Below are 24,522 nucleotides of genomic sequence, written 5' to 3'. Positions count from 1 at the left end.
ATGAGCGACGCCGTAGCAATCGAACCGGCGGTCGCGGACGATGCCGACGAGCTCGCCGCCGTGGCCGCCGTGACCTTTCCCCTCGCCTGCCCGCCCGGATCGACACCGGATGACATGGCGGCGTTCATCGCGGAGGTGCTGTCGGCAGACCGGTTCCGCGAGTACCTCGACGACGGGGAACGGTCGGTGCTCAAAGCGGTCCTGGACGAGAAGATCGTCGGCTACGCGCTGCTCAACGCGATGCCGCCCGCGAACCCCGACGTCGCCGCCGTCGTCACACAGCGCCCGGTGACCGAACTCAGCAAGATGTACGTGCTGCCGGGCCAGCACGGCAACGGAGTGTCCGCGACCCTGATGCGCGCCGCCCTGGAGACGGCGCGCACCGGCGGCGACATCGCGGTGTGGCTGGGCGTGAACCAGGAGAACGTGCGCGCCCAGCGCTTCTACACCAAACACGGCTTCACCGTGGCCGGCACCAAGACCTTCACCGTCGGCAGCCGGCTCCACCACGACTACGTCATGCTGCACCGGTTCTGACCCCGGTTCTGACACGCCGCCCGCGAGCGGCGACCGCACCGGCAACCGCCGATTCGGCATCGCCCGCGACCAATTCGACGTGGCTGCCCCGGAACCGCTGCCGCATACGGCGATCGTGGGTCACCAGGACCACCGCACCGGTGTAGCCGTCCAGGGCCTGCTCCAGATCCTCGACCAGGCTCGGGGACAGGTGGTTGGTCGGCTCGTCGAGCAGGAGCAGATCCACCGGATCGGTGACCAGCCGGGCCAGTTCGACACGGCGCCGCTGACCGTAGGACAGCTCGCCCAACCGCAGGCCCAGGTCGGCCGGGCGGAACAGGCCCAGCGCCAGCAGCGCGTCGGCATGCTCGTCCGGATAGCCCGTGCGGCCGGCCGCGAACGCCTCCAGCACCGTTCGATCCGCCGGACCCGACGTCTCCTCCTGTCGCAGATGCCCGACCCGGCCGCGGACCGTGACCACGCCCGAGTCGGCGGCCAGCTCACCGGCCAGCAGCCGCAGCAGCGTGGTCTTGCCCGCGCCATTGGGCCCGGTCACCAGCAGCCGATCGGCCGCACCGATCCGCAGCCCGGCCAGACGCAAACGGCCCTGCACCACAACCGAACTCAACTCGGCGACCGGCGGCAGCGCCGCGCCGGACGGCATCGCCCGACCCAGCAGCTCCGCAGCGCCGAGTGACCGCGCCTGTTCCGGCGACACCACCGGATCGAACGACGCCAGGGACTGCCGCGGCACCGCTGGATCTGGTGACGCCACGGACTCGTGCAGCACCACCGGATCTACCGAGGCCACCGGCTCCTGCGACACCGCCGGATCTACTGGCAGAACCGACTCCGGCTGCGGCGCGGCCGGCGCGCCCGGGAGGGCGAGATCGGCGGTGAAGCGGAGCGGGTCCGGGGGTGGGGCGATGGGATTCGTGGTCAGGCGGGAGACCCTTTCCTTGGCGTTGCGGATGCGGGATTGCGCGCCGTGGCCGCGGCTGCGGGTCCGGAAGGGACCCGCGGCGAAGACCGCCAGGGGGAGTTTGCGCGGAATCGCGTCCAGGCGTGCGACATTCGACTCCGCGAGGCGGCGGTTGCGGGACAGTTCGGCACGCCAGCGGTCGTGCTCCTGGTGCCGGCGGTGGCGTTCGGCGGCCTTGGCGGTGAGGTAGCCGGCGTAGCCGTTGCCGTGGCGGGTGACCGCGCCGCCGTCCACCTCGAGCACGATCTTGGTGATGCGCTCGAGGAAGACGCGGTCGTGGGTCACCGCGACCACCGTGCCCGAATGCTCCCGCAGGTGACGTTCCAGCCATTCGACCGCACTGTCGTCGAGATCGTTGGCGGGCTCGTCGAGCAGCAGCAGTTCCGGCGACGAGGCCAGGGTGGCCGCCAGCGCCAGCCGCCGCCGCTGACCGCCGGACAGCGTGCCCAGCAGTCGATTTCGGTCCAGGTCCGGCAGGCCCAGGCCGTGCAGGGCCGCGTCCACCCGGGCATCGACCGTGTAGCCGCCGCGCGCCTCGAAGCGGGCCACCAGATCGGTGTACGCGGCGAGCCGCTTGCCGAGCGGGCCCGGGGCGACGAGATCGGCTTCGGCCGTGCGCATCCGGGACTCCAGGTCCCGGAAATCGCTGAGCGCCAGGTCGATCGCGTCGGCGACGGTCGAGGCGGGCGGGAGCTCCAGGGTTTGCGTCAAATAGCCGACACCGCCCGCCGCCCGCACGACGACATCACCGTTGTCGGGCCGGTCGCGACCGGCGATGAGCCGCAACAGAGTCGACTTCCCGGCCCCGTTGTCGCCGACGATGCCGACCTTCTCACCGGGCCGGATGGACAGGCTCACCTCGTCGAGCACCACGCGATCGGTGTAGCGCTTGGTGACGCCGGACAGGGTCAGCTGGGATACCGCGGAGGGTTGGAGGGTAGGCACAGGGGTCTCCTGTTCTGGCTCGCGGACGAGCCGGATCGTGGCGGAACCCACGCGAAAATCTGTCGCCGACAGGCGAATACGAGCCACTGACCAGCGGATACACGTGGGGAGGGAGTCGCGGCGGAGCAGGTGCTCAACGCGGCGACGCGATCACAAGAAAAGGAAACCGAAACCCATGAGGACTCGAACGGTAGCGGTGACGCGGCGGGGTCGTCAACCACTTTGATCTGGATCACAAACACGGCGAGCGCCGGGCGGGATCACCCGCCCGGCGCTCGACCGTGCTGCTCACGCAGTGTGAAACGCCTTGTCAGGCCAGCAGTTTCGCCTTCAGTGCGGCGATGTCCGCGTCGGTCAGCTTCAGCCCGTCGCGCACGTAGCCGTCGAAGCTGCCATAGCTCTTGGTCGCCTGGTCGAAGGCCGAGTCCAGCGCCGAGGCGGTCACGCCGTTGAGCATGTCGCCGTCCTTGGCGCCGCGGTAGTAGTTCGACAGCAGGTAGTCGTAGTAGACCGTGTCCTTGTCCACGCCCAGGAGGGTGAGCAGCACCGCCGAGGTCCAGCCGGTGCGGTCCTTGCCCGCGGTGCAGTGGAACAGCACGCCGCCGGGGTTGTAGGCGATGTCGCGCAGCACGTTCGCGAAGCCCTCGTTCGCGCCGGGCGCGGTGATGAAGGCGCTGTAGAGGGCGGTGCCCGCGGACAGGGTGGAGGCCAGCACCTGCGGCGGGGCCTGGCCGATGATGTCGTCGTGGTGCTCGGTGGCGCCGGCGGGCACCTTGTCCCGACCCATCAGCTGCTCATAGCTGGTGCGCAGGTCGTGTACGGAGACCACGTTGTCGGCGGTGAGCTTGGCCAGGTCGGCGTCGGTGGCCTTGCTCAATTCGCCGGTGCGGAAGACCAGGCCGGTGCGCACGGTGTGGCCGTCAGCGGTCCGGTAGCCGCCGGCGTCGCGGGCGTTGAGCACACCGGTCAGGCCGAGGGCCCGGCCGTCGGTGTTGACCAGCACGCTGCTGGTGGCGGCCGGCGGGTCGGCGGCGAAGGCGGTCGCCACCGAACCGAGACTCGCGGACAGGGCGATGGTGACCGCCGCGGCGGCCTGAACAGCACGGTTACGCAAGGTGGGGCTCCCTTCCGGGGCCGAAAACCGAATTCGACCCGGTTTTGGCTGACCACCGAAATCTATTACCCCGGCAAACTATGAAAGCCACCGGGGTGGGCAACGCCCGGGATCTCACCGGAGACCCCGAGCCCACCGGAACCGGATCAGGCGTGAACCGGAGCCTCGAAACGCGACAGCGCCAGCAGACGCGAGATCGCGCGCAGGTACTTCTTGCGGTAGCCGCCGTCGAGCATCTCCTGGGTGAAGATCTCGTCCAGCTTCGCGCCCGACACCGTCACCGGGGTACCCGCGTCGTAGAGCCGGTCGGCCAGCACCACGATGCGCAGTGCGACAGCCTGATCGGTGACCGGGTGCACGCCCGAGACGTACACCGCCGACACGCCGCTGATCAGCGCGCCGTAGCGGGACGGGTGCAGGGTGCTCAGGTGCTTCAACAGCTCGTCGAAGTCGTCGAGCGTGGAATCCGGTGTGGCCGTGGCCCGTTCGACCAGCAGCTCCTGCGAGGTCGGCTCCGGGGCGGGCGGCAGATCGCGGTGCCGGTAGTCGGGGCCGTCCACGCGGATCGGCTCGAACAGCGAACCCAGCTTCTTGATCTCGCGCAGGAAGTCCTGCGCCGCGAAACGGCCCTCGCCCAGCTGGCCCGGCAGGGTGTTGGAGGTCGCCACCACCGAGACGCCGCGCGCGGTCAGCTCGGTCAGCAGCCGCGAGACCAGCATGGTGTCGCCCGGATCGTCGAGCTCGAACTCGTCGATGCACAGCACGCTGTTGGCCGACAGCCGCTCCACGGCGTTGTTGAAGCCCAGCGCGCCAACCAGATTGGTGAGCTCACCGAAGGTGCCGAACGACTTCGGGTTCGGCACGCTGTGGAAGATCGAGGCCAGCAGGTGGGTCTTGCCCACGCCGAAGCCGCCGTCGAGATACAGGCCGATGCCCTGCACCGGCTTCTTCTTGCCGAACAGGCTCTTCTTGTCCGCTGCCTTACGCAGCTTGGTGACCTGATCGGCGAACAGTTCGGCCTTCAGCACGGCCGCGGCCTGCGACGGTTCCTTCGGATCCGGGATGTAGGAACCGAAGCTCACCTCGTCGAAGGTGGGCGGCGGAACCATCTGGGCCACGAGCTGGTCGGCCGGAACCTCCGGGTGGCTGTCGACGAGGCGTTTCTGCACTGCGTCAGCGTAGATCCGGGCCCGCGTGGGGCTTTACGCAGCATGTGCCGAATGCGATTCAGCTCACAGAACCCGTCCGCGCCCGCACCCGGATCGCATCCCGCACCCGACGCGGATCGCATCCCGCACCTGACGCGGATTGCATCCCGCACCCGACGCGGATTGCATCCGATGTCCAACGCGCCCGCACCCGAGGCTGAAACCGCGTGCCCGACCTGGCAGGCTGTAGCGCATGCGCTGGACTCGGGCCGCTCTGCTGGCGTCGACACTGACGGTATTGGTGACCACCGCCTGCGGGGCCGGGCCGTCCGACCGGCCCGCCGTCGCCGTGGAACACCCGCACCAGGCCGGAAACGCCCCCACCACCGCGCCCGCCGACACGCCCCCGCCCGCACCCGAGGTGCCCAAGGCGGAATTGCAGTGGAAGGACTGCACCGCACCGACGTTCAGCCTGCTCTCGCTCGGCGCGCCGCCGCAGGGTCTGGTGCTCGAATGCGCCGAGTACACCGCGCAGATCGATATCGCGGGCAATGTGTCGGGCATCTTCAAGAACGCGGTGCTGCGCGCCCGCTACGACCGGACGCCCAAGGACGTGGCGCCGCTGGTGCTGACCTCCGGATCCGACCGGTCCTCCACCTCCACCCTGGCCGGACTCGCGGCCGGGCCCGCCAGCGCGCTGCTGGCCGCGCGGCCCGTCATCGCGGTGGACCGGCGCGGCATCGGCAGCTCGGTGCCGGTCAGCTGTATGACCGACCCGCAACGCCGGGTGCTGGCCGACCAGGCCCAATTCACGCGCGGCACAACCGATCCCGTGGACGCCATGGCGACCGCCGGCCGCGAGGCCACCGTGGCCTGCCTGGACTTCCTGGCCCCGGGCCAGGGCCTCTACGACGCGCCGCACGCCGCCGACGACATCGAACAGCTGCGCAAGCAGTTGCAGGTGGACCACATCGCGCTGCTGGGCACCGGCACCGGCGCGAACGTGGCGCTGAACTACGCGCGCAAGTACGGACCGAAACTGGGCCGTCTGATCCTCGACTCGCCCCAGGCTGTCGGGCTCGACGCCAACGGGCGCGCCGAGCAGAAGGTGAAGGGCCAGGAGGCCGCGCTCACCGCCTACGCGCAGCGTTGCGCCTCCCTGAACTGCTCGCTCGGCGCCGATCCGCGCGCGACGGTCGTCGACCTCGCCAACCGGGCCGCCGCCGGGCAGCTGCCCGATCTGTCCGCCTCCGCGTTCGTGACCACGCTGAGCGGTTACCTCGGCGACTCCCGCGCCCACGGCAACCAGCAGATCACCGAATTCGCCGACGCCCTGACCGCCCTCGGCAAGGGCGACCGCGGCCCGATCACCCCGTTCGTGCTGCGCGCCACCGCCGCGATCGCCACCGACGGCGAATACGTCAACCGCTGCACCGACAATCACGAGCCCTCCACCCCCGGCAAGGCCAAGGAACTCGAAACCGCCTGGGCCACCCACTATCCGGTGTTCGGCAAGGTCGCGGCCATCGACCTGATGGCCTGCTCGGCCTGGCCCGCCGCCACCCCCATGGCACTGCCCGACAAGCTCACCCTTCCGGTGCTGGTCATCGGCGGCAGCGCCGACCCGGTCACCGGCCAGGACGGGCGCCCCACCGTGACCGGTGCCCTCGGCACCGCGGGAGCCCGCACCGCCACCGTCGTCTGGCAGGGCTGGGGCCACCCGACCTTCGCCCACTCCGGCTGCGCCCAGCAGTCCCTCGCCGACTACCTGAAGGAAGGAAAGCTCCCCGCCGACGGCACCGCGTGCCCCGCCTGACACCGCGGCCGCGCGCCTTCGCGGGCTCGAGAATAGGGACCGGCAACCTCCATCGACTATGGCCGACCGCGCCGGCGACGACCCGTCGGCTGTCCCTCAGCGGCGGCCGACACCCTGGTCCGGCAAGGCCGACCTTCGCGACGATGGTGCGTCGAGCTGTCCCTCCGTAGGCCAACGCGACCACTGATCTCGCAACGGTCGGGGTAACTCCCCGGGTACGCCCAGAATCGGTTCGGCTCCCAGCCGCCGGCACGGATGCGAAACCGGCGACGGGACCCGAGCCACCCGCTGAATATTCGGGGAGGCGGGGGAGTCGGCGCATGTGTGACGCGGGGATTCGGTGTACCGTGCCCGAGTGTTCCTTCGCCAGCTCGAGCCCCGCACCGCTCGCACCACATCCGAAGTACTGAACTTCGTCCTGTGGCCGTTCGCGATACTCACGGTGCTGAACCGGGTGTTCATCAAGGCTGTCAACGGGTTCATCACCGACGACTTCCGTCCGGTGTACAACGCCTCGCTGGCGTTCCTCAACCACCACGCCATCTACGGTGAGAACTACGACACCACCGACCCCCACTACCTGTACCCGCCGAGCGGGACGCTGCTGATCTCGCCGCTGGCCATCCTGGACCCGGAGAAGTCGCGGTGGGGGTTCATCCTGGTCAACGCGATCGCCATCCTGCTGGCCTGGTACCTGCTGCTCAAGCTGTTCGACTACTCGCTGAAGTCGGTGGCCGCGCCCGCGCTGCTGCTGGGCATGTTCGCCTCCGAGACGGTCACGAACACGCTGGTGTTCACCAATATCAACGGCTGCCTGTTCCTGTCGATGATGGTGTTCATCCCCCTGATCCTGAAGCGCAAGGATCTGTGGGCGGGCGTCGCGCTCGGCCTGGCGATCGCGGTCAAGGGGCCGCTGCTGGCGCCGCTGCTGCTGATCGCGCTGGCCCGCGGGCAGTGGAAGGTGTTCATCACCGCGCTCGGAATCCCGGTGGCGCTCAACCTGATCGCATGGCCGCTGATCGTCGACTTCGACCAGTTCTGGTCGCACACGCTGCCCTACCTGACCGAGTCGCGCGACTACTTCAACAGCGCGATCGTCGGCAACGGCGCCTACTACGGCGTCGCCGACTGGCTGGTCTGGGTCATCCGGATCGCCATGGCCGCCATCGTGGCGCTCACGCTGTGGATGCTGTACCGCTACTACCGCGAGGACGAGGTGTTCTTCGTGTGCACCTCGGCGGGCATCATGATCACCGCGACCCTGCTGCTCGGCTCGCTGGGCCAGATGTACTACTCGATGTACCTGTTCCCGCTGCTGATGACCGTGGTGCTGCCGAACTCGGTGATGCGCAACTGGCCCGCCTGGGTCGCGGTGTTCGGGTTCATGTCCTACGACAAGTGGCTCTCCGACCGCTGGCAGCACCCCGGCCGCGTGGTCGAGTACCTGCGCACCACCTTCGGCTGGGGCCTGCTGCTCATCGTCGCGTTCTGCGTCCTCGGTGATCGCTACCTGGCCGCCAAGCGCGAGGGCCGGCTGCGGGCCGGCAAGTCCCTGGACCCGGCCTGGATGCACCCCGAGTGGGCCGCCGCCGAACCGGAACCGGTCGTCGCGCCCCGGACCAAGGCAGGCGCGGCGTACTAGCGTGGAGCCATGAGTTCCGACGCCGAACCCACCCCGACCGCTCTGCCGGTCCCGCGCATCCAGCTCACCCCGCAGGAATGGCGCACCAAACTGACCCCGGACGAATACCGCGTCCTGCGCGAAGCGGGCACCGAGCGGGCGTTCACGGGCGAATACACCGACACCGAGACCGAGGGCGTCTACTCCTGCCGGGCCTGCGGGGCCGAATTGTTCCGCAGCACCGAGAAATTCCATTCGCACTGCGGCTGGCCGTCGTTCTTCGACCCGGCCGAGTCGGACGCGGTGGTGCTGGTGGAGGACGACTCCCTGGGCATGCGACGCGTCGAGGTGCTGTGCGCCAACTGCCACAGTCACCTGGGGCACGTGTTCGAGGGCGAGGGTTACCCCACGCCCACGGACAAGCGCTACTGCATCAACTCCCTCTCACTGCGACTGCGGCCCGCGGAGGACTCCACCAGCTGAGCTCACCGGCTGGCGGCGAGACCGCTCTCGGCCTTGGCCGCTTCCCGCGCCAGGATGCGGGCCCGCTGTTCCTCGAATCGGATGACGTCCTTCTCGAGGTTCTCCATGTACAGGCCCAGTTCCTCCCGGGCCTTCTCGCCGCGCGCGGTGAAGTCGTCGCGCTCGAAGATCTTCCAGATCTTCAGCACGGGCCACAGGACCTCGTCGAGGTGCTGCCGTAAATCGTAGATGCCGTGCTTGACCATGAGTACGCCGTTGCGCCGCCAGTTCGGCATGCCGTGGCCCGGCATCGCGAAGTTCATCACCACCGAATTGATGCATTCGATGGCCTGATCCGGGGCGAGGTCGATCGCGGCCCCCGCGACATTGCGGTAGAAGATCATGTGCAGGTTCTCGTCCGCGGCGATGCGGGCGAGCAGGCGGTCACAGACCGGGTCCTCGCACACGCGGCCGGTGCTGCGGTGGCTGACGCGGGTGGCGAGCTCCTGGAAGGTGACATAGGCGACCTGGTCCATCACCCCGCCGAAGCCCACGGGCGCGTTCACGCCGCGGGTCATGTGCACCATCCGGTCGTGCTCGAGCGCGACCGGATCGACCGCACGGGTGACGACCAGGTAGTCGCGCATGGCGATGCCGTGGCGGTTCTCCTCGGCCGTCCAGCGGCCCACCCAGGTGCCCCACGCGCCGTCCATCGAGAAATTCTCGGCGATGGTGCGGTGGTAGGACGGAAGATTGTCCTCGGTGAGCAGATTGGTGATCATCGCGACCTTGGCGACCTCCGAGAGCCTGGATTGCCCGGGCTCCCAATCGGTTCCGCCCATCGCGGCGAAGTTGTAGCCCTCGTCCCACGGAATGTAATCGTGCGGATTCCACTCCTTGGCGATGGCGAGGTGCCGATCGATATTCTGGCCGACGACCGGTTCCAATTCGGTCAGCAGCTCGAGTTGCGTCAATTCTTTCGCCATGCAAAGCCCTCCGATGTCGGTAGAGACAAACTTGCAGACCAATCGATCGCGCTCACAGTAGTCTGTCGGGCTCCCATGCCGACTGCCGCATCGGCGAGTCCTGCCGGCATTCGACACCCGACGGGTCCGCTATATCCGAGTTGTGCACATATACCGGATCTTTCGCGGCCAGATTGACCAGCGCCATCACGCCCATGAATACATCGACGAGATTCCACACCAGGTTCGGTGACCCCAGCGCACCGCCGAATACGGCCGGCAGCACCAGCATTCGATAACCGAGCTGCACCGGCCGGCTGGTGGTCAGGAATTCGACATCAGCCTCCCCGTAGTAGTAATTGCCGATCAGAGAACTGAACGCGAGCATCACCACGATCACCGTCAGCGTGTGACCCGACCACGCGCCCAGGGTCTGCTCGAGCGAGCGCCGGGTGATGTCGGCGCCGCGACGCTCCGACCTCACCGGATTCGCGGTGAGGATGATGAACGCCGTGCACGATGGCGTCATTGATGTCGACGATCGCGGAGTCGAGGGTGTGCACCTATTGAGGCTATCGACCGGCAACTGTCAGATGTGGCTTCTCGAACCCGGCCAGTCGCGATGCGCCGCGGGGAGCACGTGTTCGAGGGCGAGAGATGTCCCGCGCCCGCAAACAAGCGCTACCGCGTCGAACCGACCACGCGCGGGCCACACCCCTCGGGCGGCACAGGCGGATCGGCTCGCAGAAACTCTATGGGCGGCCCCCGATGTCGCGCATGCCCCGAATTCTGCGGGCAGGCAGCGGGTTACCGTGCGGCAACGACCGCCGCGGCAACCCGCCGAACACGTCAGGGCAGCGCGTTGATCAGCTGCTCGAGCTCCACGCGCGGACCGGTGAAGAACGGAATCTCCTCGCGCACATGCCGGCGCGCCTCGGTGGCGCGCAGATCGCGCATCAGGTCCACGATGCGGTGCAGCTCCGGGGCCTCGAACGCGAGGATCCACTCGTAGTCGCCCAGGGCGAAGGACGCGACCGTGTTGGCGCGCACGTCCGGGTAGTCGCGGGCGGCCTTGCCGTGGTCGGCGAGCATCTTGCGACGATCCTCGTCGGGCAGCAGGTACCAGTCGTAGGAGCGCACGAACGGGTACACGCAGATGTAGTTGCCCGCCTCCTCGCCCGCCAGGAACGCGGGGATGTGGGACTTGTTGAACTCGGCCGGGCGGTGCAGCGCGGCCTGGCTCCACACCGGGTTCGAGATCTGGCCCAGCTCGGTGACGCGGCGGAAATCGGAGTACGCGGCCTGTAGATCCTCGATCTGCTCCGCGTGCCACCAGATCATGAAGTCGGCGTCGGCGCGCAGACCCGCGACGTCGTAGATGCCGCGCACCACGACACCGCGCTCCTCGAGCGACTCGAAGAAGGCCGTGGCCTCCTTGATCGCCGCCGTGCGGTTCTCACCGAGCTCGCCGGGCTCCACCTGGAACACCGAGAACATGAGGTAGCGGATGGTGTCGTTGAGGGCCTTGAAGTCGAGTCGCGCCATGGCCCCCATCGTGCCACTGCCCCTCCGACCGCCCGGAATCGGGCAGGACGGACAGCGGATTCAGCGGGCGGTGGCCGCCCAGGAGGCGATGATGCGGCGCAGGCCGTCGTGGAAGACGGCGTCGCTGGTGAGCAATTCGGTGACGGTGTCCAGATGGGTTGCCATGATCGGGAATTCATCGGGATCCAGGGCGGCCAGGCGGCCCCGGGTGGCGAGCTGGGTGGGTTTGCGGTCGCGGAACTCGACCAGGCTCGCGCAGCCCAGCGTGTAGAGATAGCACTCGCGGTAGGCGAAGAACGACTGCTCCGGGGTCAGCCCGAGCGAGATGTTGTCGGCCAGTTGCGGTTCGGTGAGCCGGGCCAGGATGCGGTGACCCACCCACGGGCGCGGGCCGCGCAGCATGACCAGGCCCGGGTAGGCGGTGAGCAGGTCGTACCAGGCCGAGAACCGGCGCTCGGTGGACTCCGACCAGTCGCCGGAGCCGGGCGGAACCTCGGGGAGGTCCAGGGCCAGGACGTCCGCCACGAGTTCGACCAGGCCGTTGAAATCGCCGCCGCCGCGGCGCACCACGGTAGTGTGCGAGACCCGCAGATGCGCGGCGATGCCGCGGAAACTCAGCTCGCTCGCGCCTCGGGATTCGATGATCTCCAACCCCGCGCGGGCGATCGCCTCGGGAGTCGCCTCGGCCAGCGACTGGGAGTTCCTGGGCATGTATCCATCGTAAGTTACAGTGTAACCAGGGGGTCGATCGGCCCGGGGGTTCCCGCAGGCCGTGCGCGCGGAACAACGTGCCCGACCGGAAGTCTGACCAGATCGAGCGAAAAGAGCGCACGTGCAGTTGACCCATGCCGACGTGACGACCGCGGCCGAACGGATCGCCGGACACACCCGGTCCGTCGTGCTCGCCCGGGCGGACACCGAGACGGTGCCGGTGGCCGGGGACGTCTGGCTGGCGCTCGAGCACATGCAGCACACGGGCAGTTTCAAGGCGCGGGGGGCCGCGAATTTCGTGCTGGCGCACCAGGCCCGGGGGCGGCTGCCGAGGGTCGGCATCACGCTGGCCTCCGGCGGTAACGCGGGCGTGGCGGGAGCGTGGGCGGCGCGACTGGTGGGCTCCAGCGCCACGGTGTTCCTGCCCGACGCCACCCCCGCCGTCAAACTGGCTCGGCTCCGGACGCACGGCGCGCAGGTGCTGTGCGGCAACGGCGGATACGCCGAGGCGGCCGCCGAATGCGAGCGGTTCGCGGCGGTCAGCGGGGCGCTGCGCTCCCACGCCTACGACGACCCGTACATCGCGGCGGGCGCGGGGACCCTCCTGGAGGAGATCGTCGCCCAGCTCCCGGACCTCGACACCGTGCTGGTCGCGGTCGGTGGCGGCGGGTTGCTCGCCGGAATCACGGTGTCCGCCAACCACCACGGCGTGCGGGTGGTCGCCGTCGAACCCGAGAACTGCCGCGCCTTCAACGCCGCCCTCGCCGCCGGGGCACCCGTCGACGTCGACATCGACTCCGTCGCCGCCGACTCCCTGGGCGCGCGCCGCGTCACCCCCATCGCCCTGTCCGCCGCCGCCGCGGGCGACGTCCGGTCGGTCCTGGTCACCGACGAGCAGATCGCCTCCGCCCGCCAAACCCTGTGGGACACTCGGCGACTCGCCGTCGAACACGGAGCCGCGACCGCCCTGGCAGCCCTGCTGTCCGGCGTCTACGTCCCCTCGCCCGGCGAGACGGTGGCGGTTGTCGTGTGCGGCGCGAACACCGACCCGGCCGACCTCGTCGCACGATGACACTCGACGATCACTGACACCACCGGCGCGCACCGCCGGGCACGCTCGGCGGATATCCGGCGCCGCAGAGCGTCCCCGCGGCGGCAGATATCCAGTGGCGCAGGCCATCCTCAGCCGCGCGTCGGCACGGCCGGGCGGGGATCCGCCCCCAACAGGATCAGGGCGAGCGCCGCAGGGCGTTCCCGCGGCGGCAGATATCCAGTGGCGCAGGCCATCCTCAGCGGCGGGTCGGCACGGCCGAGTGGGGATCCAGCCGCCGAGGATCAGGGCGAGCGCCTCAGGCCAGGTGGGCGGCGATGCGGGCGGCGGCCTTGCTGCCGCTGGCGGCGCAGGCCGGGACGCCGACGCCGTCGAGGTAGGCGCCCGCGAGGGCCAGGCCGGGGAGATCCGTTGTGGTGGAACGCAGGTCGAGGATGCGGGTGACGTGGCCGGGGGCGTACTGCGGGAGGCCGCCGGGCCAGCGTTGGACGACCGCGTGCAGGGGGCGGATGTCGGCGCCGGTGACGGTGGCGAGATCCTCGACGGCGGCGGTGGTGAGGGCGGCGTCGGACCAGGACTGGGTGGAGTCGTCGCCGAAGCGGCCGAAGGAGGCGCGGACCAGGGCCACGTCACGGGTGGCGAGGTGGGGCCATTTGCGGCTGGAAAGAGTGAAGGCCTTGGCGCGCAAGGGTTCACCGGTGGCGACGAGGATGCCGGAGTTGTCCGGCAGGGCGGTGTCGGCGGGCAGGGTCAGGGCGACCACGGCCGAGGAGGCGAGTTCGATACCGGCGGCCAGGTCGGCGGCGTCGGGGGCCACCTCGCGCAGGAGACGCGCGGTCACGGGGGCGGGGGTCGCGAGCACGACCGCGTCCACCTCGCCGATCGGGTCCAGCTGCCAGCCGGTCGCGGTGCGGGTGAGACGGGTTGCGGCGGTGCCGGTTTCGGACTTCACGTCGGCGGCGGCGCGCAGGGCGTCGAGCAGGACGCGGTAGCCGTCGCGGATGCCGCCGAACACCGGGGCCGTACTCGGGGGCGGGAGGGCCTCGGAGACGGCCCGGGTCAGGCTGGTCGCGCCCCGATCCAGGGCCGCGGCCAGGGTGGGCAGGGCGGCGCGCACGCCGATCGAATTCGCCAGGCCCGCATAGACTCCGCCGAGCAGCGGGTCGACGCTGCGACGCACCACCTGCTCGCCGAAGCGGTCACCGACCAGGTCCCCCACCGAGACATCCGCGCCCGGCTTCCAGCACAGCGGCCGCGAGGGCTCCGCTTCGACCTGGGCCAGGGTGTCCGCATCCACCAGTCCCGCAAGCGATTCCGGTGTGGCGGGAATACCCATCAGGGTGCGTTCGGGCAGGCGATGCCCGGTCCCCTCCGACCACACCAGGGGCCGCTTTCCGGCCGGGAACACGAGCTGATCCTCGATCCCCAATTCCCGCATCAATTCCGGGATCTCGGGCCGTCGTCCCACGAACGCCTCGGCCCCCAGATCCACCGGATCCCCGTCGATGTCGACGGTCCGCAGAATCCCCCCGACCCGGTCGCGCTCCTCGACGAGCACCAGCTCCGCCGACTCCCCCAGGGCCTGACGCAGCCGGTACGCGGCCACCAGCCCGCTGATCCCGCCACCGACCACCGCGACCCGCATCGACCACTCCTCGCCCGCTCGTCACCGCCGCGAACGCACGGCTCGCAGCGCGCGACCCGCACCTCGACGTCGAGCCGCTCCGACGCCAAACCTACTCCCGCCGCCCGGCCCGCCCCGCGTCGGTGCCACGTCCGCGAGCCTGTTCCCGCGCCCTGGCGTACCCGTACGCGCCAACCCGGACCGGCCATCGTCCACGCGCGGGAGCGTCCGAAGGATCATCGCCCGACCGGCCCGCTGTGACCGTCCGAGCGCGACCGAGCGATCTCGCCCGGCGGATCTTCCACACCGAGCCGGCGACCGGCGACAGCGGCCCGACCGGTCGCCCGCACGCGCTCGTGGGTGCCGCGCCGACGTCGCCCGAGAGCAGCGCTCAGGCCCGCACCGCCGTGGTCAGAGCGGGGTGGGGAGGCTGTGGATCAGGGCGACGGTGTCGGTGATGACCGACGGGTCGGTGTTGGGGAGGACACCGTGGCCCAGGTTGAAGATGTGACCCTTCGCACCGAGGGTGATCGCCTCGTCGGCCTCGCGGGCGATGCGGCGGACCTCCGCGTCGATGGCAGCGGGTCCGGAGAAGAGGACGGCCGGATCCAGGTTGCCCTGCAACGCTTTTCCGGGGCCGACCCGGCGGGCGGCCTCGTTCAGCGGGATCCGCCAGTCGACGCCGACGACATCCGCGCCCGCTTCGCCCATGGCGCCCAGCAGTTCTCCGGTGCCGACACCGAAGTGGATGCGCGGCACGCCGGCGTCGGCGATCTCGGTGAAGACCCGTTCCGAGTGCGGCATAACGTATTCGCGGTACTGGGCCAGCGACAGCGCGCCCGCCCACGAGTCGAACAGCTGCACCGCGTCCACGCCCGCGGCGATCTGCGCGCGCAGGAACTCGATGGTGATGTCGGTGAGCACGCCCAGCAGCTGGTGCCAGGTCTCGGGGTCGGCGAGCATCATCGCCTTGGTGCGCTCGTGGTTCTTGCTGGGCCCGCCCTCGACCAGGTACGACGCCAAAGTGAACGGGGCACCGGCGAATCCGATGAGCGGGGTCTCGCCCAGGGCGTCGAGCAGCAGCTTCACGCCCGCGGTGACCGCGCCCACGTCCTCGGGGCGCAGCCGCGGCAGGGCGCGCACGTCGGCGACGGTGCGCACCGGGTCGGCCACGACCGGGCCGACACCGGCCACGATGTCGAGGTCGATGCCCGCGGCCTTGAGCGGAACCACGATGTCGGAGAACAGGATTGCCGCGTCGACCTGATGGCGGCGGACCGGCTGCATGGTGATCTCACACACCAGTTCCGGGTCGAAACACGATTCCAGCATGCCGATTCCGGCACGCACCTCCCGGTACTCGGGGAGGGACCGACCGGCCTGTCGCATGAACCACACCGGACGCCGATGCGGCACGCCACCGGTGGCGGCGGCGAGGAACGGGGCATCGGTCAGCTGGCGGCGGGCGTGAGTAGTCATCGCCGCCCATCGTAAAGGGGCGCGGCGGCGCGCCTCGCACTGCTGGGTGCCCGAGAGGTCTACGGTTGCGTTTCGTGACACCGCTCGACTTCCGCGACGGCGCTGCCCCGACCCCGGAGCCCGAAGAACCAGCCCGGTTCCGCGCCGCGGTCGAGGCCATGGGAACCGCGTCAGTGCATCCCCGCATCGAACTCGCACCGATCCGCCCGCCCCAGCGCCTGGCGCCGTACTCCTACGCCCTCGGCGCGGAAGTCACGCGACCCGACAGCAATGTGGTGCCCGTCGACTCCGACGGCGACGCGTTCGGCCGCCTGATCCTGCTGCACGACCCGGCCGGGCAGGACGCCTGGCACGGCGTGTTCCGCTTGGTCGCGTACTGCCAGGCCGATATCGACTCCGCCCTCGCCGCCGACCCCCTGCTGCCCGAGGTGGCGTGGAGCTGGCTGGTCGACGCGCTCGACTCGCGCACCCCGTTCACCGCCCTGGGCGGCACGGTGACCGCCACCAGCTCGGTCCGCTACGGCGACATCGCCGGGCCGCCACGCGCCCACCAGCTCGAGGTACGGGCCTCCTGGACCGTCACCGACACCAACCTGCGCCCGCACGTGGAGGCGTTCTGCGAGGTGCTGGCCTACGCGGCCGGGCTGCCGCCCGCCGGGGTCACCCGACTGGACGTGCGCCGGGGCGAGGGCACCGAGTAGTTGCGGCCCCGGTCGCGCCCACCGCTCGCCGAATTCCCGCCCGTCCGGGCGGGAAACCCCCTCTCGCCTGCGAGAACATCTGTACTGCAACGAAATCGCTAGCCGATGAGTACGATTCCCCATGGCCCGACGCAGTGTCACGGCCGGTCGTTTCACCGACGTGACGCGGCTCGCCCTTGCCCAACCCGTAGAGTTCAAGACCATGTCCGTACCAGATGAACCCGAAGCCACTGCCGCGGTACCGTTGCTCGCGCCAGTGGACGGTGTACCGCCGGTACTGGACTCTGCCTCCGAAGTGGTCGCGGCCGCCCGCCGCCTCGCCGCCGGCACCGGCCCGCTCGCGGTCGACGCCGAGCGCGCCTCCGGCTTCCGCTACTCCAATCGCGCCTACCTGATCCAGCTGCGCCGTGAGGGCGCCGGCAGCTTCCTCATCGACCCCATCCCCGTCGACGGCGACCTGGCCCCGCTCGCGGACGCCATCAACGGCCTGGAATGGGTGCTGCACTCCGCCGACCAGGACCTGCCCGGGCTCGCCGAGCTGGGGCTGTACCCGGCCGAACTGTTCGACACCGAGCTGGGCGGACGCCTGGCCGGATACGAGCGGGTCGGGCTGGCCGCCATGGTCGAGAAGCTGCTGGGCCGCGAACTGAAGAAGGGCCACGGCGCGGCCGACTGGTCCACCCGCCCGCTGCCCGACGACTGGCTGAACTACGCCGCCCTCGACGTCGAATTACTGCTCGAACTGCGCGCCGCCGTCGCCGCCGACCTGTCCGACCAGGGCAAATCCGAGTGGGCCGCACAGGAATTCGAGCACGTCCGCACCGCCGAACCCTCCGGCCCCAAGGCCGACCGCTGGCGGCGCACCTCCGGCATCCACACCCTGCGCCGCACCCGCCAGCTCGCCATCGTCCGCGAACTATGGACGACCCGCGACCGCCTGGCGCGCCTGCGCGACGTGGCCCCGGCCCGCATCCTCCCCGACTCGGCCATCGTCTCGGCCGCCACCAGCGAGCCCAAGACCATCGCCGCCCTGCGCGCCCTGCCGATCTTCGGCGGCCCCCGCCAGCGCCGCTACTCCCGCGAATGGCTCGGCGCCGTCGAACGCGCCCGCGCCCTCCCCGACACCGAGCTCCCCCCGCTCACCCAGCCCTTCGACGGCCCGCCCCCGGTCAACCGCTGGGAACGCCGCGACCCGGCCGCCGCCGCCCGCCTGCAACGCGCCCGCGCCGCCATGACCGAACTCTCCACCGAGGTCGCGGTCCCCGTCGAAAACCTCCTCACCCCCGACCTGCTCCGCCGCATGTGCTGGGACGGCCTCCCCAAATCCGTCACCAACGGCGAGGCCCCGACCCTCATCGAGGACTTCCTCTCCGTCGGCGGCGCCCGCCCCTGGCAGCGCGCCCTGACCGTGCCGCGCCTCAGCGAAGCCCTCTACCCGAAGGCGTAGCGGCGGACGTCGCCGAGCCACCCTCGCGGCCCCCTGCTCTGTGGCCCAAAGAAGTTGGGGCACATGGGTTTTCCGCTTCCTTCTCATCACCCGGGGCGCGCGGGATAGATTCTGCCGACCCCCACACCCAGGGGATGCAGAAGGAGCTCACGAATGGCGAACAAGAACCGGACGTTGCGACATATCGGCTGGGGCGCAACCACTTTGGCCGTTGGTGCGGCGGTTACCGCGTTGACCGCGCCGATCGCGCTCGCGGACATCGGTCCGGTCCAGATCCTGGCTTGCCCGTCGGACCCGGCAGCATCGGCACCGTGCGTGACGCCGGGGTCGTATGTGGTGGGCCAGGCGTACACGATTTCCGCTCCGTACGGGACGGACTACGGACTCGACGGAGCGGAGACCAACCGCTTCGTGGACGCCTTCGACAACGGAGCGTGCGTCGCGGGCACCGTGACGACCGGCGTCTCCGACGGGATCCACGATTACACGCAGATCACCTGGTTTCCGACCACCTCGGGAACGCACAAGATCCGAGTGATCAAGGGCTCCTACTTCGCCGACGCCACCGTCACCGTCGTCGCCGCGCCGCCAGGTTCGACCAGCGTCACGCCGCCCGCGCAGGCCCCTTGCCACGGGGACGGCACGATCTCCGGCAGCGCGGCGCTCCCCAAGATCGTCATCGGTCCCAGCTCGGGCAGCTCGCAGCTGTTCCCGACCGGTAGCGGCAGCCGCCGGTGATCCGCCCCTCGGCTCGGCAGGGAGCCGAGGGATCCGGCCGTCGCTCAGTCCAGGAAGTTGGGTGGGCGGCGGTCGCGGCGGGCGCGGACGGCCTCGTCGAAGTTCTCGGTGGTGAGACGGACGTAGAGCTGGGCCATGCCCTCGGTCTGCATGTGGGATTCGAAGCTGCCCGCTTCCAGACCGCTCCACAGCAGGCGCTTGGTGAGTTCGCCGCCGCTGCGGCTCCAGCGCAGGATCTGGTCGGCGGTGTCGTAGGCAGCCTCGAGGAGTTTGTCGCCGGGGACGACGCGGGAGACGATGCCGATGCGCTCGGCTTCGGCGGCGTCGACGTCGCGGCCGGTCAGCATGATCTCGAAGGCGCGGGTCGAGCCGATGGCGCGCGGGAGCGTGTAGCTGATGCCGAGTTCAGCGGCGGTGAGACCGTTGTTGATGCCCGCGGCGCGGAAGTACGCGTCCTCCGCGGCGATCCGGATATCGGTCCCCATGGCCAGGCAGAAGCCGCCGCCGATGGCCGCGCCGTTGATGGCGCTGATCACCGGCTGGTGCATGCGCTTGATCGTGAGCATCACATTGTCGAGCAGTTCCATCGAGCGGCGGCCGATGGTGGTGCGCGTCAAGCCCTCTACACCCGGCACCTTGCCCGCGTGTTGCAGATCCGCGCCCGAGCAGAAGCCGTGCCCGGCGCCGGTGAGCACGACCACGCGCACCTCGTTGTCGGCGGAGACCTCCTCGAGGGCCTCGCGCAGCGGCACCATGACATCGAACGCCATGGCGTTTATCCGCTCCGGCCGATTCAACGTGACCAGCGCGATCTGGGGACGCGGCTTCTCGACCAGCACAAACGACATCCGAACTCCTGACCAGAAAACTGTAACCTGTTACAGAATCTACGCGAGAAGTCCAGCTCCGCCTAGAAAGACGGACCCGCGATCCGAGGATCGCGGGTCCGTGAGCTGCGAGCCGGTCACCCGGCGTCGGTCGGCCGGCTACTCGACGGCGGGCAACAGCGCTTCGGCGAGATCATCACCGGAGGCCGTCAGGTCGCCGGTCGACACCGCACCGAGCCAGCCGTGCACGCGCTGCGCCACCTCACCGGGCACCAAGCCCAGATCCTGGTGGATCTTGCCGCGCGCGGAATGGTCCAGGAAGAGCTGCGGCACACCGAGATCGCGGGCGGGCACGTCGACACCCGCGCTGCGCAGCCGCGCGGACACCGTCGAACCGATACCGCCGTGCAGACCCGAATCCTCCAGGGTGACCACGAGCCGGTGGTTCCCGGCCAGCTTCACCAGCGTGTCCGAGACCGGCAGCACCCAGCGCGGGTCGACCACCGTCACCGAAACACCCTCGGCCGCCAGCAGATCCGCGACCTCCAGGGCGAGCCCGGCGAACGCGCCGACCGCCACCAGCAGCACATCGGCGTGCACGTACGCGGCGTCGCCCGTGTCGGGCAGGCGCAGCACGTCGACATCCTCGAAACGTTCGACCGCCTCGATCTCCTCGACGGCAGCGCCCTTGGGGAAGCGGATCGCGGTGGGCCCGTCACCGATGTGCAGGGCCTCCCCCAGCTCCTCGCGCAGGCGCACCGCGTCACGCGGCGCCGCGACCCGGATGCCGGGCACGATGCCCAGCACCGACAGGTCCCACATGCCGTTGTGCGAGGCGCCGTCGTCACCGGTGATGCCGGCGCGGTCGAGCACCAGCGTCACCGGGAGCTTCAGCAGCGCCACATCCATGAGCAGCTGGTCGAAGGCGCGGTTGAGGAAGGTGGAGTAGATGGCCACCACCGGGTGCAGACCACCCAGGGCCATGCCGGCCGCGGAGGTCATGGCGTGCTGTTCGGCGATGCCGACGTCGAACATGCGGTCCGGGAAGCGGTTTCCGAACGGGGTCAAACCGGTCGGTCCGGGCATGGCGGCGGTGATCGCCACGATGTCGTCCCGCTGCTCGGCCTGCGCGATCAGCTCCGAGGAGAACACCGAGGTCCAGCTCGGCCCGGACGGGCCGCCCACCGGCACACCGGTCTCCGGATCGATCCGATTGATGGCGTGCATCTGATCGGCCTCGTGATCCTCGGCCGGTTTGTACCCGCGACCCTTCTGCGTCACCGCGTGCACGATGACCGGACCGCCGAAGTCCTTGGCGCGACGCAGCGCCGCCTCCAGCTGGACCTGATCGTGCCCGTCGACCGGGCCCACGTACTTCACCCCGAGATCACTGAACAGCTCCTGCGGGGCGACCGCGTCCTTGATGCCGGTCTTGATGGCGTGCAGCATCGAGTACGCCGAATCCCCCACGCGCGGAATGCTCTGCACGATCCGCTTGGTGGCGTCGAGCGCGTGCTCGTAGGCGGGCTGGGTGCGCAGGCCCGCGAGCCGCTCGGCCAGACCGCCGATGGTCGGCGCGTAGGAACGGCCGTTGTCGTTGACCACCACGATGACCGAGCGGTCCTGCCCGGCGGCGATATTGTTCAACGCCTCCCAGCACATGCCGCCGGTGAGCGCGCCGTCACCGACCACCGCGACCACGTGCCGCTTCTGCCGGGTCAGCGCGAACGCCTTGGCCAGCCCGTCCGCGTAGGACAGCGAGGCCGACGCGTGCGAGGACTCCACCCAGTCGTGGGCGCTCTCGGCGCGGCACGGATACCCCGACAGCCCGCCTTCCTTGCGCAGCGTGTCGAACCCGTCCTTGCGGCCGGTGAGGATCTTGTGCACGTAGGCCTGATGCCCGGTGTCGAAGATGATCGGGTCGGCAGGCGAGTCGAAAACCCGGTGCAGGGCGATGGTCAGCTCCACGACGCCGAGGTTCGGCCCGAGGTGCCCGCCGGTGACGGCGACCTTGCGCACCAGGAACTCGCGAATCTCCTCGGCCAGCTCCTGCAACTCCGGTACCGACAGCCGGCGCAGATCCTCGGGCATGTCGACCCGGGAAAGCACTCCCACGGCTATTGCTCCCTCCGGATGTCTCCTGTGTTTGCAACAGTCTACGGAGCCCTTTCCGGCCCCCGATGCCAGGAACGAAACACCACCTGCGACATCCGTGACAGATGTGAGGCTCAACACAGATTACGCCCGTTACGCTGGGCCTGTGCTCCCCTCCGGCGGCGTCGTGGCGCGCATCATCGAGGAAGTGTACGAGCTCTGTCGCGCCGACACGTCGGGAACGCTCGCCGACTACATTCCCGAACTCGCCGCCGTGCAACCCGATTCGTTCGGCATCTGCCTGGCAACCGCGGACGGGCGTATCTACGGCAGCGGAGATCTCGACGCCGCCTTCACCATTCAATCGATCTCCAAGCCCTTCACCTACGCGCTCGCCCTCGCCGATCAGGGGCCGGCCGAAGTGGCTCGGCGCATCGACGTGGAGCCGACCGGCGAGCCGTTCAACGAGATCAGCCTCGATCCGCGGACCCAGCGGCCGCGCAATCCGATGATCAACGCCGGGGCCATCGCGGCGGCCGGACTCGTCAAGGGGACCGATGCCGCCGACCGATTCGCCCGAATCCGGCGCAGTTACGGCCGATTCGCCGGACGCGAACTGACCATGAACGAGGACGTGTACGCCTCCGAGGCGCGCACCGGATACCGCAATCGCGCCATCGGATACCTGCTGCGCGGGGCCGACATCATCGACGTCGAACCGGACGAGGCGGTCGACCGCTACTTCCGGCAGTGCTCGATCGACGTCACCTGCCGCGATCTGGCCGTCATGGCCGCCACCCTCGCCAACAACGGCGTCAACCCGCTCACCCGGGAACGCGCCCTGACCGGACCGCTCGTCCAACAGGTGCTCTCGGTCATGACCACCTGCGGCATGTACGACGCGGCCGGGGACTGGGTGACCACCGTCGGACTGCCCGCCAAAAGCGGTGTGGGCGGCGGCATCCTGGCGGTACTGCCGGGACAGATCGGAATCGCGGTGTACTCACCGCGATTGGACGCGCACGGCAGCAGCGTGCGCGGAGTCAAGGCGTGCCGGGAACTGTCGACCCGGCTGGGACTGCACTTCCTGCACGTGACCCGGGCCGCGCACACCGCCATCCGGACCGCCTACACCGTCGCCGACGCGCCCTCCCGGCTGCGCCGCGACCCCGACGAACTGGCGGTGCTGCACGAATTCGGCGACCGCGCGCGCATCTTCGAACTGCACGGCGACCTGCTGTTCGCCGGAGCCGAATCCGCCGTGCGCGCCGTCGAGGACACCGCCGGTGAACTCGAGGCCCTGGTCCTGGATCTGAAGGAAGTCGGCGACGTCAGCCCGATCGCGGTCCGCATGATCGAGGACCTGCGCACCGAGCTGGCCACCGCCGGTTGCCCTGTGGGACTGGTCGATCCGGACGCAAAACTCGGACAGCTCGCCTCCAGTCTGGATCCCGCCGACGTGCACGGGCGGGTGTTCATCGACCGCGACGCCGCCACCGAATGGTGCGAACAACTCATGCTCGACAAGCATCGGCCCGCCGGGCAGCGACAGCCCGCCGCCCTCACCGTCGACCAGCATCCCGCGCTCGCCGACATGCCCGCCGACGAGCGGGAGCGGCTGGCAAAGGAATTCGAGACCCGCACCATCGCGCGCGGCGAACTCATCGTGCCCCGCGACAGCGAACGCTGCGGGCTGTTCCTGATCCTCGACGGACGGGTGCGGTTCACCTTCACCGACCGCGACCACCGCCGGCACCGGCTGATCACCCTCACCCCGGGCATGTCGTTCGGCGAGACCTCGATGCTGGCGGACATGCGCTACGCCAACGACGTGTACGCCGAGACCACCGTCCGGCTGGCCGTGCTGCCGCCCGCACGCTTCGACGAGCTCACCGACCAGGCCCCGGAGATCAAGCTCGCGCTGTTGGAACGGCTGGCGGCCGCGGCGTACGCCCAGGCCGAGGCGGCCGTGCGCGCGGTCTCGGCACACGACGGGGCCTGACCACGGCAGCACTCCGCCGACCCCCGCCGGCTCGAGGGCTCGTGCGCCCACCGTGCGCGACACCCGGAATTGGCTCGACGATGCGACCGCCACTGCTCGCGGGACGGTGCGATTGCGAGTGCTCGCGCGGCCGATCATCGGGGCCGCCCGGCGGCCCCCGCGACCGGGCCACCGCCGAGCGGGCGCCGGATACGTCGGCGGGCGTACGCCCGATTACGCCAACGCGTGCAGGCGCGCCGCCGGGAACACGCCTACGCTGGCGGACAACGAAATTCCTTCCCTCCCACGAGGCGGATGTCATGACCGATTTCGATCCCGCGGTCTACGGACCGCCCACCGTGCGTGTCGGCACCGCGGAACGCGAGCAGGCGGCCGCCGCGCTGGGTGAGCATTTCGCGGCCGGCCGCCTCGACCTCGCCGAATACGACGACCGGGTGGGACGCGCCTACGCCGCGAAAACCGCGGGCGAGCTGGCTGTCCTGTTCGGCGACCTACCCCGGCCGCAACCTCCGGCACCGCGGGTCCAGGCCGCGCCGCCCGCTCCGCGCCGCGCGCTGCCGCTGGTGCCGGTCGGGGCGGGCGCGCTGGTGGTGCTCGCGCTGGTGTTCGCGATCGTCACCCACATCTTCCCGTTCTTCCTGTTCCCGGTGTTGTTCTTCGTGTTCGCGCGGGGCCGGCGCGGCTACGGCTATCACGGTCCGCGCTACCACCGCGGCTGACGGCTATGGTGGATC

21 protein-coding genes are annotated in these 24,522 nt (G+C 70.0%); 10 read left to right on the top strand and 11 right to left on the bottom strand.

Annotated features, from left to right (window positions below):
* Entirely contained in the window at window positions 1-537 is a 537-nt protein-coding gene (locus tag ACQPYY_RS13065; RefSeq protein WP_433593921.1) for a GNAT family N-acetyltransferase, read from the top strand.
* On the opposite strand, the gene ACQPYY_RS13060 is transcribed toward ACQPYY_RS13065, so the two are convergent.
* From ACQPYY_RS13060 to zapE, 3 genes are all read right to left on the bottom strand, one after another.
* Complete coding sequence (locus ACQPYY_RS13060; protein ID WP_433593920.1) at window positions 518-2,443, bottom strand: ABC-F family ATP-binding cassette domain-containing protein; 1,926 nt, start codon at window positions 2,441-2,443, stop codon at window positions 518-520. The two genes, ACQPYY_RS13065 and ACQPYY_RS13060, sit on opposite strands and share 20 nt — an antisense overlap.
* A 310-nt stretch (window positions 2,444-2,753) precedes the next feature.
* A complete protein-coding gene (locus tag ACQPYY_RS13055) occupies window positions 2,754-3,557 on the bottom strand; it encodes a tyrosine-protein phosphatase (RefSeq protein WP_433593919.1) in 804 nt (267 codons plus the stop codon).
* 146 nt (window positions 3,558-3,703) lie between these two features.
* Entirely contained in the window at window positions 3,704-4,726 is a 1,023-nt protein-coding gene (gene zapE, locus ACQPYY_RS13050; RefSeq protein WP_379097110.1) for a cell division protein ZapE, read from the bottom strand.
* A gap of 232 nt (window positions 4,727-4,958) precedes the next feature.
* On the opposite strand from zapE, the gene ACQPYY_RS13045 reads away from it, so the two are divergent.
* The 3 genes from ACQPYY_RS13045 to msrB all read left to right on the top strand — a co-directional run bounded on the left by ACQPYY_RS13045 (window position 4,959) and on the right by msrB (window position 8,625).
* A complete protein-coding gene (locus tag ACQPYY_RS13045) occupies window positions 4,959-6,521 on the top strand; it encodes an alpha/beta fold hydrolase (RefSeq protein ID WP_433593918.1) in 1,563 nt (520 codons plus the stop codon).
* 355 nt (window positions 6,522-6,876) lie between these two features.
* The gene (locus ACQPYY_RS13040; RefSeq protein WP_433593917.1) at window positions 6,877-8,163 is read left to right on the top strand and encodes a glycosyltransferase family 87 protein; all 1,287 of its coding nucleotides are present in this window, start codon (window positions 6,877-6,879) and stop codon (window positions 8,161-8,163) included.
* A 9-nt stretch (window positions 8,164-8,172) separates the two neighbouring features.
* Window positions 8,173-8,625, top strand: coding sequence for a peptide-methionine (R)-S-oxide reductase MsrB (msrB, locus tag ACQPYY_RS13035; RefSeq protein WP_433593916.1), 453 nt, complete (start codon window positions 8,173-8,175; stop codon window positions 8,623-8,625).
* Between the two features lie 2 nt (window positions 8,626-8,627).
* Here msrB and ACQPYY_RS13030 read toward each other — a convergent pair whose 3' ends face one another.
* The 4 genes from ACQPYY_RS13030 to ACQPYY_RS13015 all read right to left on the bottom strand — a co-directional run bounded on the left by ACQPYY_RS13030 (window position 8,628) and on the right by ACQPYY_RS13015 (window position 11,825).
* Window positions 8,628-9,590, bottom strand: coding sequence for an acyl-ACP desaturase (locus ACQPYY_RS13030; RefSeq protein ID WP_433593915.1), 963 nt, complete (start codon window positions 9,588-9,590; stop codon window positions 8,628-8,630).
* Window positions 9,591-9,642: 52 nt separating this feature from the next.
* Window positions 9,643-10,098 (bottom strand): alanine:cation symporter family protein, encoded by a 456-nt coding sequence (locus ACQPYY_RS13025; RefSeq protein WP_433593914.1) that lies wholly within the window; start codon window positions 10,096-10,098, stop codon window positions 9,643-9,645.
* Window positions 10,099-10,418: 320 nt separating this feature from the next.
* Entirely contained in the window at window positions 10,419-11,114 is a 696-nt protein-coding gene (hemQ, locus tag ACQPYY_RS13020; protein WP_433593913.1) for a hydrogen peroxide-dependent heme synthase, read from the bottom strand.
* A gap of 60 nt (window positions 11,115-11,174) precedes the next feature.
* Window positions 11,175-11,825: a TetR/AcrR family transcriptional regulator C-terminal domain-containing protein gene (locus tag ACQPYY_RS13015; protein WP_433593912.1), complete on the bottom strand. Its 651-nt coding sequence runs from the start codon at window positions 11,823-11,825 to the stop codon at window positions 11,175-11,177.
* Between the two features lie 121 nt (window positions 11,826-11,946).
* On the opposite strand from ACQPYY_RS13015, the gene ACQPYY_RS13010 reads away from it, so the two are divergent.
* The gene (locus tag ACQPYY_RS13010) at window positions 11,947-12,897 is read left to right on the top strand and encodes a serine/threonine dehydratase (RefSeq protein WP_433593911.1); all 951 of its coding nucleotides are present in this window, start codon (window positions 11,947-11,949) and stop codon (window positions 12,895-12,897) included.
* A 277-nt stretch (window positions 12,898-13,174) separates the two neighbouring features.
* Here the strand turns inward: ACQPYY_RS13010 and ACQPYY_RS13005 are convergent, their stop codons facing one another.
* On the bottom strand, window positions 13,175-14,521 hold the full coding sequence (locus ACQPYY_RS13005) for a protoporphyrinogen oxidase (RefSeq protein ID WP_433593910.1): 1,347 nt from the start codon (window positions 14,519-14,521) through the stop codon (window positions 13,175-13,177).
* Between the two features lie 390 nt (window positions 14,522-14,911).
* Complete coding sequence (hemE, locus tag ACQPYY_RS13000) at window positions 14,912-15,979, bottom strand: uroporphyrinogen decarboxylase (protein ID WP_433593909.1); 1,068 nt, start codon at window positions 15,977-15,979, stop codon at window positions 14,912-14,914.
* A gap of 74 nt (window positions 15,980-16,053) precedes the next feature.
* Here hemE and ACQPYY_RS12995 point away from each other — a divergent pair, with 74 nt between their 5' ends.
* The 3 genes from ACQPYY_RS12995 to ACQPYY_RS12985 all read left to right on the top strand — a co-directional run bounded on the left by ACQPYY_RS12995 (window position 16,054) and on the right by ACQPYY_RS12985 (window position 18,865).
* On the top strand, window positions 16,054-16,680 hold the full coding sequence (locus tag ACQPYY_RS12995; protein WP_357093771.1) for a DUF3000 domain-containing protein: 627 nt from the start codon (window positions 16,054-16,056) through the stop codon (window positions 16,678-16,680).
* A 202-nt stretch (window positions 16,681-16,882) separates the two neighbouring features.
* Entirely contained in the window at window positions 16,883-18,127 is a 1,245-nt protein-coding gene (locus ACQPYY_RS12990) for an HRDC domain-containing protein (RefSeq protein WP_379097077.1), read from the top strand.
* 153 nt (window positions 18,128-18,280) lie between these two features.
* Window positions 18,281-18,865 (top strand): hypothetical protein, encoded by a 585-nt coding sequence (locus tag ACQPYY_RS12985; RefSeq protein ID WP_433593908.1) that lies wholly within the window; start codon window positions 18,281-18,283, stop codon window positions 18,863-18,865.
* Window positions 18,866-18,909: 44 nt separating this feature from the next.
* Here the strand turns inward: ACQPYY_RS12985 and ACQPYY_RS12980 are convergent, their stop codons facing one another.
* Together ACQPYY_RS12980 and dxs are read right to left on the bottom strand one after the other, a co-directional pair.
* Window positions 18,910-19,713 carry an enoyl-CoA hydratase gene (locus ACQPYY_RS12980; RefSeq protein WP_433593907.1) on the bottom strand — a complete coding sequence of 268 codons (804 nt, stop codon included), beginning with the start codon at window positions 19,711-19,713 and terminating at the stop codon, window positions 18,910-18,912.
* Window positions 19,714-19,851: 138 nt separating this feature from the next.
* Window positions 19,852-21,807 (bottom strand): 1-deoxy-D-xylulose-5-phosphate synthase, encoded by a 1,956-nt coding sequence (gene dxs / locus ACQPYY_RS12975; RefSeq protein ID WP_433593906.1) that lies wholly within the window; start codon window positions 21,805-21,807, stop codon window positions 19,852-19,854.
* Window positions 21,808-21,952: 145 nt separating this feature from the next.
* Here dxs and glsA point away from each other — a divergent pair, with 145 nt between their 5' ends.
* Both glsA and ACQPYY_RS12965 read left to right on the top strand, forming a co-directional pair.
* Window positions 21,953-23,788 carry a glutaminase A gene (gene glsA, locus ACQPYY_RS12970; RefSeq protein WP_433593905.1) on the top strand — a complete coding sequence of 612 codons (1,836 nt, stop codon included), beginning with the start codon at window positions 21,953-21,955 and terminating at the stop codon, window positions 23,786-23,788.
* A 299-nt stretch (window positions 23,789-24,087) separates the two neighbouring features.
* Window positions 24,088-24,507: a DUF1707 SHOCT-like domain-containing protein gene (locus ACQPYY_RS12965; protein ID WP_379097065.1), complete on the top strand. Its 420-nt coding sequence runs from the start codon at window positions 24,088-24,090 to the stop codon at window positions 24,505-24,507.
* The last annotated feature ends 15 nt before the right edge of the window (window positions 24,508-24,522 follow it).

This window comes from Nocardia sp. CA-145437 (genome assembly GCF_050956485.1).
GTDB lineage: Bacteria > Actinomycetota > Actinomycetes > Mycobacteriales > Mycobacteriaceae > Nocardia.
This window is presented reverse-complemented; position numbering and strand designations above follow the sequence as displayed.

Coding starts and splice junctions, on each gene's coding strand:
- ACQPYY_RS13065 (WP_433593921.1), top strand. CDS start 1: ATGAGCGACGCCGTAGCAATCGAACCGGCGGTCGCGGACGATGCCGAC.
- ACQPYY_RS13045 (WP_433593918.1), top strand. CDS start 4,959: ATGCGCTGGACTCGGGCCGCTCTGCTGGCGTCGACACTGACGGTATTG.
- msrB (WP_433593916.1), top strand. CDS start 8,173: ATGAGTTCCGACGCCGAACCCACCCCGACCGCTCTGCCGGTCCCGCGC.
- ACQPYY_RS13030 (WP_433593915.1), bottom strand. CDS start 9,590: ATGGCGAAAGAATTGACGCAACTCGAGCTGCTGACCGAATTGGAACCG.
- ACQPYY_RS13025 (WP_433593914.1), bottom strand. CDS start 10,098: ATGACGCCATCGTGCACGGCGTTCATCATCCTCACCGCGAATCCGGTG.
- hemQ (WP_433593913.1), bottom strand. CDS start 11,114: ATGGCGCGACTCGACTTCAAGGCCCTCAACGACACCATCCGCTACCTC.
- ACQPYY_RS13015 (WP_433593912.1), bottom strand. CDS start 11,825: ATGCCCAGGAACTCCCAGTCGCTGGCCGAGGCGACTCCCGAGGCGATC.
- ACQPYY_RS13005 (WP_433593910.1), bottom strand. CDS start 14,521: ATGCGGGTCGCGGTGGTCGGTGGCGGGATCAGCGGGCTGGTGGCCGCG.
- hemE (WP_433593909.1), bottom strand. CDS start 15,979: ATGACTACTCACGCCCGCCGCCAGCTGACCGATGCCCCGTTCCTCGCC.
- ACQPYY_RS12990 (WP_379097077.1), top strand. CDS start 16,883: ATGTCCGTACCAGATGAACCCGAAGCCACTGCCGCGGTACCGTTGCTC.
- ACQPYY_RS12985 (WP_433593908.1), top strand. CDS start 18,281: ATGGCGAACAAGAACCGGACGTTGCGACATATCGGCTGGGGCGCAACC.
- ACQPYY_RS12980 (WP_433593907.1), bottom strand. CDS start 19,713: ATGTCGTTTGTGCTGGTCGAGAAGCCGCGTCCCCAGATCGCGCTGGTC.
- ACQPYY_RS12965 (WP_379097065.1), top strand. CDS start 24,088: ATGACCGATTTCGATCCCGCGGTCTACGGACCGCCCACCGTGCGTGTC.